Here is a 12,179-nt window from a genome sequence, read left to right as displayed (position 1 = left end):
CGGGAAACGCGCGTAGACGTCCTCGCGCGTCTCGGCCCGCTCAGCGGCGCTGCGCAGGAAGCCGCCGAGCTCGACATTGTCCTCGACCGACATGGTGGCGAACAGTTCGCGTTTTTCCGGCACGAGGCAGAGGCCGCCGGCGACGCGGCCTTCGACCGAGCGCGGCACGGGCGCGCCGTCGTAGACGATCGTGCCGGAGGAGGGGACGATGCCCATGATGGCGTTAAGGAGCGTCGATTTGCCGGCGCCGTTTGCGCCGATCACGGTGACGATGCTGCCGGGCTTCATGCTCATCGATATGCCGTGCAGCACCTCGGCTCGACCGTAGGAGACATGGATATCGGAGAGTTCGAGCAAGTTTCCGCTCATGCGACACCTCCCAGATAGGCGGCGACGACCGCCGGATGTTTGCGCACGTCGGCCGGCTTGCCTTCGGCGATCAGCGTACCGAAATCGAGCACCACGAGATGGTCGACGAGACCCATGACGAAGCCCATGTCATGTTCGACGAGCAGCACACTGACGCCCTCCTCGCGCAGCTTCTTCAAGAGGTTGGCGAGCTCCTGTTTTTCGCCGTGGCGCAGGCCGGCCGCGGGTTCGTCGAGCAGCAGCACGGCCGGGTCGGCGGAGAGAGCTCGGGCGATCTCCAGGATGCGGATCTGGCCGAGCGCCAGATCGCCGGCCGACCGATCACGATAGGCGCCGAGGCCGACGCGTTCGAGCTGGACGGCAGCTTCGGCCAGTAGCGTCGCCTCCTGCCTGCGCTCCAGCCGCAGGAAACTCCTGAAGACACCGGCCGAGCCGCGCAGATGCGCGCCGAGCGCGACGTTTTCCAGCACCGACATGTCTGGCAGGATCTTCGCGTGCTGGAAGGTGCGGGCGATGCCGTGTCTGGCGACTTCGCGCGGGCTATCGCCGGTCATCGGCTGGCCCTCGTAGAAAACCGATCCGCTGGTCAATGAAGCGAGGCCGGTGATGAGGTTGAAGGTCGTGCTCTTGCCGGCGCCGTTCGGCCCGATCAGGCCGACGACCTGGCCGGCGCGTACTTCGAAACTGACGTCGTTGACCGCCACCAGGCCGCCAAAGGCTTTTCGCGCCTTTTCCACCTTGATCAGCGACGAGCCGGTCGGCGCCAGCGTTCGTTTGGCAAGCCTGTCGTCGGAAGTCGGAAGAGATCGCGCGGGCCGCCTCGGCAGGAGCTTCAACACGAATGGCCAGAGGCCGTCACGGGCGAGCTGCAGAATCACCACCAGCAGAATACCGAAAACGACCATTTCCAGATTGGCGGTGGTGCCGATCAGGTCCGGCAGGAAACGCTGCAGCACGTCCTTCATGATCAGCACGATGCTGGCGCCGAAAATTGCGCCCCAGACGTGACCTGAACCGCCGACCACGGCCATCAGCAGATATTCGATGCCCATGCTGAGCCCGAACGGCGTCGGGTTCACGGAGCGCTGCATATGCGCATAGAGCCAGCCGGAAAGGGCGGCAACCACGCCGGCGAACACGAAGACGGTGAGCTTGGCGCGCACGATGTTGACGCCGAACGCTTCCGCCGCCTGGCCGCCGCCGCGCAGTGCCCGGATGCCGCGGCCGATCCGCGAGTCGAGCAGGTTTTTCGCGCCGATCGCGACCGCAATCACGAAGAACCAGATGAGGTAATAGATCGACCCGTCGCTCAGGAAACGATAGCCGGCGACTTCGACCGGCGGGATGCCGGAAATGCCGTCGTAGCGGCCGAGGAGGTCGATCTTGCCGAACAGATAATAGAGCGCCAGGCCCCAGGCGATCGTGCCGAGCGGCAGGAAATGGCCGGAAAGGCGCACGGTGATGAGGCCGAGCGGCAGGGCGGTCAACGCCCCGACGATCAGCGACAGCGGCAGGGTCAGCCAGGGCGAAAAGCCGTAATTCGTGCTCAACACAGCAGTCGTATAGGCGCCGAAACCGCAGAAGGCGGCCTGGCCGAACGAGGTGAGGCCGCCGACGCCGGTCAGCAGCACAAGGCCGATCGTCACCAGAGAGGCGAGGCCGATATTGTTGAGGATCGTCAGCCAGAACGGCGGCACCGGCAGGAGAGGGATGACCGCCAGGAAAACGATGCCGGCAAGGCCGGGAAGCAAACGCTCGATCTTCATCGCTCACTCCTCCTCGTGGAAACTGCCGCTCAGCGACAGCCAGATCAGAACGGGAATGATGAGCCCGAAGACGATGACCTCCTTGAAGCTGCTGGCGAAGAAGGAAGAGAAAGATTCGACCAGCCCGACACCGATCGCCGCGATCGCGGTGATCGGGAAGCTCGCAAGCCCGCCGATGATCGCCGCCACGAAGCCCTTGAGCCCGATCAGGAAGCCGGTGTCGTAATAGATCGTGGTGATCGGGCCGATCAGCACGCCGGAAACGGCGCCGATCGCGGCGGCCAGCGTGAAGGCAGTGACGCCGGTCAGATGGGTGCGGACGCCGACCAGCCGTGCGCCGAGCCGGTTGACGGCGGTGGCGCGCAAAGCCTTGCCGAGCAGCGTCCGCTCGAAGAACAGGTAGAGGCCGATGATGATCGCGATCGTCGCACCGTAGATGCAGAGGCTCTGGGCGCTCACCATCAACGAGCCGATCGTGTAGTTGTCGTTCGCGAGCGGTTCGGCACGCAGGCCCTCGGCGCCGAAGAAGACGAGGCCAAGCCCCATCATGGCGAGATGCACGCCGATCGAAGCGATCAGCAGGACGAGCACGGAAGCATCGGCGAGCGGCCGGTAGGCAATGCGGTAGATGTAGGCGCCCATGGGCGTGATGATCAGGATGGTCAACAGGGCTTTTGCGACAGAGGGAAGGCCGAGCGGTGCAAGCACGATGGTGATGCCGTAAATCACGCCCGGAAGCACCAGGTTAAGGGCGAGACTGCGCAGAAAGGTGCGGACATCGGTGCCGCGGCGCATGCTCCAGAGATCGAACAGAAAGGCGATCGCTCCAAAACAGACGAGAAGCGAGGTGGTGGCGGGCACCTTGCCGCCGTCGAGAAGCGCCAGCGTCAATGCGCCATAGGCGACGAACTCGCCCTGGGGAATGAAGATCACCCGCGTGACCGAAAAGAGCAGGACCAGCGCCAGACCGAGGAGCGCATAGATCGCGCCGTTGGTGACACCATCCTGGATCAGGAAGGTCGCAATCATCGCGTCCAAAGAATTTCCCCCGATAACAGAAAAGACGCTGCAAAAAGGCCCGGCGCGGACGCCGGGCCTCGTTCAGTTGCTCTTTACTTGGTGATTTCGAACTTGCCGTTCTTCGCCGTGAACAGCACGACGGCGCGGTCGTCGAGGCCGAGGTGATCGTCGGCCTTGAAGTTGAAGACGCCCTGGCTTGCCGGGAACGGGCCGCCGGTTTCGATGGCGTCACGGAGAGCCGCGCGGAATTCCGGCGTGCCGGGCTTTGCCTTCTTGAGCGCGACCGGGATGGCTTTCTTCAGGATGGCCATGGCATCGTTGATATGTGGGCCGAACTGGGTGCGGGTGCCGGGACCGAACTTCTTTTCGTAGGCCGTCACGTAGGCCATGCCTTCCGGCTTGGTCTCCGCGGTATCCGGCAGGGCTTCCGGCGCCATGGCCGGGCCGGAGGCGAAGATCGTGTTGTCGGCTGCCTTGCCGGCGATACGCAGGAAATCGAAGGTCACGGCGCCATGGGTCTGGTAGATCTTGCCGGTAAAACCGCGTTCGCGAAGACCGATCTGCGGCAATGCCGCACCGGTGCCGGAAGCGCCGACGAAGACGGCATCCGGACGGGCGGCCACGAGTTTCAATACCTGGCCGGAAACGGAGGTGTCGGGACGGGCATAACGCTCGTCGGCGATGACCTTCAAACCGTATTGTTCGCCGATCGCCTTGAACTGGCCCATCCACAGGTCGCCATAGCTATCCGAGAAGCCGATATAACCGACCGTCTTGACCCCGTCGGCCTTCATCTTGGCAAACAGGTTCTTGGCGATCAGGCCGGCATCCTGCGGCATGATGAAGGTCCACTTGCCCTTGGAAATGTTCGGCGGAACCGGCGAGCATCCGAGATGCGGCGTGCTGCTTTCAGCCGCTACGCCGGCGACGGCGATCGAAGCGGGGGTCAGTGCCGAGCCGACCAACACGTCGACCTTGTCGTCGTTGACGAAGCGGCGGGCATTGGTGGTGGCAACGGATGGGTCGCCGGCGTCATCGAGAACAATGACCTTCAGCTTCTCGCCGCCCACTTCGGTCGGCCACAACTCGACCGAATTCTTGAGCGGAATGCCGAGCGCCGCACCCGGGCCGGTCGACGATATGGTCACGCCGATCGTGATGTCGGCCAGCGCAGAGCTTGCAAATAGGGACATGGACAGGGCGGCAACGGGCGCCATCCCAGCAAAAAACCGGTTCTTCATAGGATCCTCCCAGGACAAAAGCGGGCGATCTCCTCCCGCCCTGCCATTTGTTTACAGGGAGATTGTTTCTTTGTAAACAATTCTGATAATGGTTATGTGAAGCTTACGAAGGCCGGCCTGGACGCGGCCGGAGTGCGGAAGTCTCACTCGGCTTCATGTCCCAGCAGCCGCGCCAAGCCTGCTTTGCCGTTCAATTCCACCATCTCACGCGCCGACTTGGCGCGACGCTCGATCAGTTCGAGCATCTCCATGAAGGCTGCGGTCTTTTCGGGCGGCAGATCGCCGAACATGTGTTTCTCGAGGGCATCGATGCCGGCCACCATCTTTTCGTAGACGGCCGTTCCTGCCGCCGTCAGCTGGATCTGGGCCCATCGCGCATCACGCGCGTCGGCGCGGCGGTCGATCAGGTCGCGGTCGACAAGCTCGCGGATGGCGCGCGACACCATCGCCTTGTCGATCGTCGTAAGCTTGCCGATCTCCATCGGCGAGATCGATCGATAGGTGCCGATCGCGGACATGACCCGCCAGATATTCAGCTTGAAACCGTTGGCCTCGCAAAGCAGGCTGACGAGCTTCATCATTTCCGCGTTGCTGCGCGCGAGCCGGTAGGGCACGACCTTGGAGAGCTTTCGGGGAGATGTGGGCCGTTCTTCCGTCATCCGATCAGGTCACCAGTGCCCGCTGTCTATATTCGGCAGTGTCCCAGAGGCGATTGGTCATGATGTCTTCGAGAATGTCGGCTGCTCCAAATACCTCGGCATCGCCGATATAGAGCGGTGTGAAGCCGAAACGAATGGCGTTCGGGGCGCGGAAATCGCCGATCACGCCGCGTCCGATCAGGGCCTGCATGATCGCGTAACCTTCCTCGTGCAGGAAGGAAATCTGGCTGCCGCGCTTCGTCCCATCGCGGGGGGAGCCGAGCTTCAGCATCGGGCAGCGCCTTTCGACTTCCGCGACGAACAGATCGCAGAGTTCTATCGACTGCCGCCGCAGGTCCGCCATGTCGACGCCGTCCCAGGCATCGAGCGCTGCGTCGAGCGCCGCAAGCCCGATGATCGGCGGCGTGCCGACCCGCATGCGATCGATGCCGCCGCCCGGACGATAACCGAGATCGAAGGCAAAGGGCTGTTCGTGCCCCAGCCAGCCGGACAGCGCCGGCCGCACCTTGTCCGCATGGCGCGGGGCGACATAGATAAAGGCCGGTGCACCGGGCCCGCCGTTCAGGTATTTGTAGGTGCAGCCGACCGCGAAATCCGCGTCCGCACCGGAAAGATCGACAGGCAGGGCACCGGCCGTATGGGCAAGATCCCAGACGGTGACCGCGCCGGCGGCATGCGCCTTTTTGGTCAGCGCCTTCATGTCGTGCAGCCGCCCGGTGCGGTAGTCCACCTCCGTCAGCATGACCACGGCGACGGTTTCGTCGATCGCGGCTTCGACCCCTTCCGGCTCGACGATCTTCAGCTCAAGACCTTTGCCGAGAGAGCCGATCAGGCCCTGCGCCATATAGAGATCCGACGGAAAATTGCCGCTGTCGGACAACACGACCTTGCGTTCCGGCACCAGTTCCAATGCCGAGGCGAGTGCCTGGTAGACCTTGATCGACAGGGTGTCGCCCATGACGACCGTGCCTTCCGCCGCTCCGATCAGCTTGGCCACCCGGTCGCCGATCCGCCGCGGCATCGCCATCCAGCCGGCCTTGTTCCAGCCCTTGATCAGCAGATCGCCCCATTCATCGGTCATCAGCCGGGCAACGCGTTCCCTGGCTGCAAGCGGCAGCGGTCCGAGCGAATTGCCGTCGAGATAGATCACGCCTTCCGGCAGATAGAAGAGCGAGCGGGTCTTTTCGAAATCCGTCACCGGAACACCTTGCTGTCGAAACCAATCGTTTGAGGGGCATCTAGCCCCGAGTAACCAGACTAGAAGCTGGCGAGGGACGCGCAAGACAGATTTGCGCCCTATTCGATTATTTGCGAGCGGCGGACGCCGAACGGCGGTTGTGGCGCTTTCAGTCTCCGCCGGTTAGCCGCGGGCAATCGCGTGGAAAAAGGCGCCGCTGACGAGGCCCCGTCGGCCGCCTGTCGGGCCGATCGGCTTGCCGCCACCGTCGGCGATCGTCGCAAATGGCTGGTCGGTTCCCGGCGAAACAACGCTGGCATAGTGGAACTCATGGCCGCGGATCGTATCGCCCTTGCCGCCGAGCGGGCTGTTCTCGGCGATCTCCGCCTGGCGGTAACCGAGATTCATCCGGCGTTTGGCGAAACTGGTGCGGTGGGACAGGAGACCGGTCATGGCGTGCGTCACGCCATCGGCATCCTCCAGCGTTTCTCCGAGCACCATGTAGCCGCCGCACTCGCCGTGAACGGGGTTTGTTTCTGCAAATCGCATTAGGCCGGACTTGAAATTCTCGGCAGCGGCAAGCCGTCCGGCATGCAGTTCGGGATATCCGCCCGGCAGCCAGCAGACGTCGCAACCGGCAGCCGGTGCTTCATCGGCCAGGGGCGAGAAGGGAACAACCTCGGCGCCGGCCGAGCGCCATTCGCGCATCAGATGCGGGTAGAGGAAGGTAAAGGCGGCATCCTGCGCCAGCGCGATCCGCTGGCCGGGTGGACGCAGTGATTTTTCCGTCGAACCGCTCGGAATATTGAAGGGTTTTGCAGCGGCATAGATCGCATCGAGGTCGAGCGAGGCTTCCATGGCGTCGGCCAGCCGCTCGATATGCGCGTCCATTTCCGGGTGTTCGCTCGCCTGAACCAGGCCGAGATGCCGTTCGGGCAGAACCAGCGAGGGATCACGCAGGACGGTGCCGACGACGGGAATTCCGGCCGCCTGGATGGCATCGCCGCACAGTTTCTTGTGCCGTTCGCTGCCGGCTCGGTTGAGCACGCAGGCGGCGATCTTCACGGTCGGATCGTAATGGGCAAAGCCATAGGCGATCACGCCGGCGGTTTGGGACTGGCCGGAGACGTCCAGCACCAGCAGCACGGGCAGGCGGAACAGCCGGGCAAGATCGGAGGCAGCGCCCGAACGGTTCTCTTCGCTGACGATGCCGTCGAACAGGCCCATGGCGCTTTCGATCAGGAGTAGCTCGGCATCCTCCGCCTGTCCGCGCGCCAGATGCCGCAGCAGGTCCGGCGCCATCGCCCAGCTGTCGAGGTTGAGGCCCGGCCGATGCGTCGCGGCCTCGTGGAAACCCGGATCGATATAATCCGGGCCTGTCTTGATGCCGCGCACCTTGACGCCGCGGCGGGCAAAGGCGCGCAGCAGGCCGATGGTGACGCTGGTCTTGCCGGAGCCGGAGCGCGGCGCACCGATGATGAGCGCGCGCGCCGTCATGACTTGCCCCCCGACAAGACGGCCTGCATGGAGACGATCCGGCCGATGACGATCAGGGCGGGCGCGGCGAATTTCTGCCGCACGACCTCGGCCTCGACCGTCGCAAGCGTTGCAATCAGCGAGCGTTCGTCCGGCGTCGTCGCCGCCATCAGCACCGCGACCGGCGTTTCCGGCGATAGCCCACCTTCGATCAGCAGCCTGGCGATCGTGCCGATCGTGCTGACGCCCATATAGACGACGATCGGCTCGCCGGTTTTCGCCAGCGCCTTCCAGTCCAGGTCGCCGGGGCTGCCGGCCGCATGGCCGGTCGCAAGCGTGATCGCGCGGCTCATCCCCCGCATCGTCGCGGGAATATTGGCGGAAGCGAGAGCTGCCAGGGCCGAGGTCATGCCGGGCAGTACGCGGAACGGAATATTCTCCCTGACGAGCGCTTCCGCTTCCTCGCCGCCGCGTCCGAACACGAAGGGATCGCCGCCCTTCAGCCGCAGCACGCGCTTGCCCTTGCGGGCGAGTTCGATCAGCAGGCCGGTAATGTCATCCTGGGCGACAGAAGGCTTTCCGCCGCGTTTTCCGACGAAGATCAGCTCTGCGGTCGTTGCGAGCGACAGCACGCCGTCGGAGACCAGCGCGTCGTGGACGATCACGTCCGCTTTGCCGATCGCATCGGCGACTTCCAGCGTCAGGTAACGCGGATGGCCGGGGCCGGCGCCGGCGAGCCAGACATGGCCGGGCTCGAAGACGGGTGCTGCGACGATAGTTTCGATGCTTTCATTCATATGCGGACCTTTGACCGGTGACGCTCGGCCCCGGTCGGGCTATAGAAACGGCCATGGAAGTGGATGGCAAGAACCTTCGTCGTGGCTGGACCACGGGAACCTGTGCGGCGGCGGCGAGCAAGGCGGCTTGTCTTGCTCTCCTTTCCGGAAAATTCCCCGATCCGGTCGAGGTGACTTTGCCCGGCGGGCAGACGCCGTCCTTCGCGCTCGCCGTCGAAGAAACCGGCGAGGGATTTGCAAGAGCCGGGATCGTCAAGGATGCCGGCGATGACCCGGATGTCACCCATGGCGCGCTGATCAAGAGCACCGTGCGGCGCGGCGCGGCCGGCAGCGGCATTGTTTTCAAGGCCGGCGAAGGCGTTGGCACGGTCACCCGCGCCGGGCTGCCCCTGCCCGTTGGCGAGCCCGCGATCAATCCGGTGCCGCGCAAGATGATCGCCCAGGCGATCGCAGAGGTCGCCGGCGAAGAGGCCGATTTCGAGGTCGAGATTTCCGTCGCCCATGGTGAAAAAATTGCCGAGAAGACGCTCAACGGTCGGCTCGGAATCCTGGGCGGCATATCGATCCTCGGCACGACGGGGATCGTCATTCCCTTTTCCTGCTCGGCCTGGATCCATTCCATCTGGCGCGGCATCGATGTGGCGCGTGCCGCCGGGCTCGATCATGTGGCGGGCGCCACCGGCAACACGTCCGAAAAGGCGGTGCAGGCGCATCATGGATTGCACGAGATCGCGCTGATCGACATGGGCGATTTCGTCGGCGGCATGCTGAAATATCTGCGCGACCATCCGGTGCAGAAGGTGACGATCGCCGGCGGCGTCGCCAAGATGACCAAGCTCGCGCAGGGCATGCTCGACGTGCATTCCAAGCGCGGACTGGCCGATCTCGAGGCTCTGGCGAAACTCGCCGGTGAAGCCGGAGCGAGCGATGAGCTTGCGGCGCAGATAGCTGCCGCCAACACTGTATCTCAAGCGTTCGCGCTCGCTGGCGAAAACGGACTGGCACTGGGCGACCGGATTGCCGCGCTTGCCTGGAAGACCGCCGCCAAGGCGCTTAAACAGCCTGATATCGCGCTGGAAATCCTGGTCTACGATCGCGAAGGCCGCTTGGTCGGCCAGACCGCCTTTACCCCGTCCGATCATTCCGAATCCTTGTCGCCGGCCTGAGGCCAGCCGGGACGGAAGCGGCGCACATAATCCGCATTGTAGAGCTGGCTTTCGACGAAATCGGCAGCGCCCAGGCCTTTGCCCACGAAGATCAGCGCCGTCCGTTCGGCTGGTTCCGCCGCCAGCTTTGCTTCGATATCGGCAAGCGTACCGCGGATGATCCGTTCTTCCGGCCAGGAGGCGCGCACGACGATCGCGACAGGGCAGTCTACGCCATAAAACGGCGTCAGTTCGGCCACGATACGGTCGAGCGCATGGATGGCGAGGTGGATCGCCAGCGTCGCGCCGGTCGCACCAAAGGCCGCCAGCGTCTCGCCTTCCGGCATTTTCGACGCCCGGCCGGAAACGCGGGTGAGAATCAGGCTCTGCGCCACTTCCGGGATGGTCAGCTCCCGCCTCAGAGCCGCCGCGGCGGCGGCAAAGGAGGGCACGCCGGGAGTGAGGGTATAGTCGATGCCGTGCTTCTCCAGCCGGCGGATCTGTTCGGCAACCGCGCTCCAGACGGAAAGATCGCCGGAATGCAGCCGCGCGACATCCCGGCCGGCTTTGTGGGCCGCCACGTATTCCGCCTCGATATCGTCCAGCGACAGCGACCCGGTATCGACGATCCGCGCATCCTTCGGGCAATAGTCGAGCAGTTCCTTCGGCATGATCGAGCCGGCATAAAGGCAGACCGGCGAGCGGGCGAGAATATCGCGGCCGCGCACGGTGATGAGGTCGGGGGCGCCGGGTCCGGCGCCGATGAAATGCACGGTCATGAATGGTCCTTCGAGCGTGCCAGCGCGCAGGTGGCGCCATCGGCAATCAGCCGCGCGACGATCAGTTCGGAAGCTTCGCCGGTGGCGGCCAGTGCCGCGGCTTCGGAAAGGCTTGGCGTGGCCGTTTGCGCAAGACTGTGTTTCGAAACTGTTCTGGTGCGCGCTTCCACCTGCTTCAGCGCCGCCTCGTCGACAATCTGCAGGGGCAGGCGCAGCCGCTCCGCAAGCGCGATCATCCCCGGCTCATGCCGCTTGATCTCGCCGGTCGCCAGAACGGAAACGGATTCACGTGAAATATTCGCCGCGGCGCAGGCAGCAGAAAGCGCCGAAAGCAGCGCTTCCGCAGACGTCCCCTTGCGACAGCCGAGACCGGCGGCAATCATGGTTTCACTCCGGGTTTCGTCCAGCTCCATTGGGTGACCGGCATGGCCGGCTTCCAGCCCGACATGCCGCCGATCGGCGCTGCACGCGAAACCTCCATGCGGATCAGTTCGCCGCCGAGTTTCGCATGCGCTGCCAGGAGAACCGCTTCCATTTCCAGCGTCACGGCATTGGCGACCAACCGCCCGCCGGGCTTCAACGCCTCCAGAGCCTGATCGAAAACGCCAGGCTCGCTGCCGCCGCCGCCGATGAAGATCGCGTCGGGCTGCGGCAGGCCGGCCAGAGCCGCCGGCGCCTCACCTTCGACGATGCGCAGGCCAGGCACGCCGAATGCCAAAGCATTCCGCTCGATCCGCGCTGACCGATTGGCGTTGGCTTCGATCGCAATCGCCTTCAGGGATGGGTCGGCGAGCATCCACTCGATGCCGATCGAACCCGAGCCGGCGCCGATATCCCACAGCAACTCGCCGCGGTGTGGAGCCAGTGCCGAGAGCGTCAGCGCCCGGATTTCACGTTTGGTGATCTGCCCGTCATGTTCGAACAGGGTATCGTCCAGTCCGAAAGCCCGCGGAAGGACAAAGGCCCCAGCTTCGGCCTTTACGACAATGGCGACCACATTCAGCACGTGGATATCCACTAGCGCGAACTCATCTGCCTGCTGCGAACGGATGCGTTCCGCCGCGCCGCCCAGAGACTCCAGGACGGTTATCCGAGACGGCCCGAAACCGGTGCGGGACAAAAGCTCCGCCAGCGCCGCCGGACCGTTCTCATCGGATGTCAGCGCGATGATCCGCCGGCCAGGATGCAGCAGCGGTCGGATGTGATCGAGCGGACGGCCATGCAAGGACACCGTTTCGATGTCCTGCAGCGGCCAGCCGAGCCTTGAGGCGGCCAGCGAAAAGGCCGAGGGGGCAGGATAGGCGGTATATTCTTCAGGCGCGACATGGCGGGACAGCGTTGCGCCGACGCCGAAGAAGAAAGGGTCTCCGGAGGCCAGCACGCAGACCTTCTGGCCACGCAGCGCCACGACGTCGCGCATTGTTGCATCAAACGGTGTCGGCCAGGGGCGGGCTTCGCCGGTAATCGCGGAGGCTGCCAGTTCCAGATGCCGCCTGCCTCCGAAGACAACGACGGAGGATGCAATTGCCGAGCGGGCATTGTCGCCGAGGCCTGGCACGCCATCCTCGCCGATGCCGACGATGGACAGCCAGCGGCTTTGGTTTAAAGGTTTGCGAACTGATTCAGGAGGCATCTTGCAACGCTCCATCCTCATTCTTGGCGGCACGGCGGAAGCCCGCGCGCTGGCCGGAAAACTCGCCGGCGATCCGCGGTTCGCCGTGGAGCTGTCGCTTGCCGGGCGCACACGCGC

General features: G+C 64.4%; 12 protein-coding genes and 1 pseudogene. 2 read left to right on the top strand and 11 right to left on the bottom strand.

Going from position 1 to position 12,179, the window contains the following annotated elements:
- From MOV63_RS30440 to cobA, 8 genes are all read right to left on the bottom strand, one after another.
- Nucleotides 1–369, bottom strand: a 369-nt coding sequence (locus tag MOV63_RS30440) for an ATP-binding cassette domain-containing protein (RefSeq protein WP_247039391.1), incomplete at its 3' end; no start/stop codon positions are given.
- Entirely contained in the window at nt 366–2,135 is a 1,770-nt protein-coding gene (locus tag MOV63_RS30435; protein ID WP_247039390.1) for an ABC transporter permease subunit, read from the bottom strand. The genes MOV63_RS30435 and MOV63_RS30440, both read right to left, overlap by 4 nt.
- A 3-nt stretch (nt 2,136–2,138) precedes the next feature.
- Nucleotides 2,139–3,173, bottom strand: a complete 1,035-nt coding sequence (locus MOV63_RS30430; RefSeq protein ID WP_405029402.1) for a branched-chain amino acid ABC transporter permease — start codon at nt 3,171–3,173, stop codon at nt 2,139–2,141.
- A gap of 74 nt (nt 3,174–3,247) precedes the next feature.
- The gene (locus MOV63_RS30425) at nt 3,248–4,396 is read right to left on the bottom strand and encodes an ABC transporter substrate-binding protein (RefSeq protein ID WP_247039389.1); all 1,149 of its coding nucleotides are present in this window, start codon (nt 4,394–4,396) and stop codon (nt 3,248–3,250) included.
- 143 nt (nt 4,397–4,539) lie between these two features.
- Complete coding sequence (locus tag MOV63_RS30420) at nt 4,540–5,055, bottom strand: MarR family winged helix-turn-helix transcriptional regulator (RefSeq protein ID WP_247039388.1); 516 nt, start codon at nt 5,053–5,055, stop codon at nt 4,540–4,542.
- A gap of 4 nt (nt 5,056–5,059) precedes the next feature.
- Nucleotides 5,060–6,253, bottom strand: coding sequence for a kynureninase (kynU, locus tag MOV63_RS30415; protein WP_247039387.1), 1,194 nt, complete (start codon nt 6,251–6,253; stop codon nt 5,060–5,062).
- Between the two features lie 162 nt (nt 6,254–6,415).
- The gene (locus tag MOV63_RS30410; protein WP_247039386.1) at nt 6,416–7,729 is read right to left on the bottom strand and encodes a cobyrinate a,c-diamide synthase; all 1,314 of its coding nucleotides are present in this window, start codon (nt 7,727–7,729) and stop codon (nt 6,416–6,418) included.
- Nucleotides 7,726–8,505, bottom strand: coding sequence for a uroporphyrinogen-III C-methyltransferase (gene cobA / locus MOV63_RS30405; protein ID WP_247039385.1), 780 nt, complete (start codon nt 8,503–8,505; stop codon nt 7,726–7,728). Before cobA ends, MOV63_RS30410 begins: the two co-directional genes overlap by 4 nt.
- Before the next feature lie 53 nt (nt 8,506–8,558).
- On the opposite strand from cobA, the gene MOV63_RS30400 reads away from it, so the two are divergent.
- Nucleotides 8,559–9,671 carry a cobalt-precorrin-5B (C(1))-methyltransferase gene (locus tag MOV63_RS30400; protein WP_247039384.1) on the top strand — a complete coding sequence of 371 codons (1,113 nt, stop codon included), beginning with the start codon at nt 8,559–8,561 and terminating at the stop codon, nt 9,669–9,671.
- On the opposite strand, the gene cobM is transcribed toward MOV63_RS30400, so the two are convergent.
- From cobM to cbiE, 3 genes are read right to left on the bottom strand one after another with little or no spacing between them, the layout of a single operon-like run.
- Nucleotides 9,644–10,429 carry a precorrin-4 C(11)-methyltransferase gene (cobM, locus tag MOV63_RS30395; RefSeq protein ID WP_247039383.1) on the bottom strand — a complete coding sequence of 262 codons (786 nt, stop codon included), beginning with the start codon at nt 10,427–10,429 and terminating at the stop codon, nt 9,644–9,646. The genes MOV63_RS30400 and cobM overlap by 28 nt on opposite strands.
- On the bottom strand, nt 10,426–10,812 hold the full coding sequence (locus MOV63_RS30390) for a cobalamin biosynthesis protein (protein WP_247039382.1): 387 nt from the start codon (nt 10,810–10,812) through the stop codon (nt 10,426–10,428). The genes cobM and MOV63_RS30390 overlap by 4 nt, the downstream gene beginning before the upstream one ends.
- Nucleotides 10,809–12,062 carry a precorrin-6y C5,15-methyltransferase (decarboxylating) subunit CbiE gene (cbiE, locus tag MOV63_RS30385; protein WP_247039381.1) on the bottom strand — a complete coding sequence of 418 codons (1,254 nt, stop codon included), beginning with the start codon at nt 12,060–12,062 and terminating at the stop codon, nt 10,809–10,811. The genes MOV63_RS30390 and cbiE overlap by 4 nt, the downstream gene beginning before the upstream one ends.
- Nucleotide 12,063: 1 nt before the next feature.
- Here cbiE and MOV63_RS30380 point away from each other — a divergent pair.
- Nucleotides 12,064–12,179: pseudogene (locus MOV63_RS30380) on the top strand (cobalt-precorrin-6A reductase); the annotation flags it as partial.

The sequence above is a fragment of the Neorhizobium sp. SHOUNA12A genome (assembly GCF_023006505.1).
In the GTDB taxonomy this organism is placed as follows: domain Bacteria; phylum Pseudomonadota; class Alphaproteobacteria; order Rhizobiales; family Rhizobiaceae; genus Neorhizobium.
Note: the sequence above shows the minus strand (reverse complement) of the source record. Positions and strands in the feature narration are given on the sequence as shown.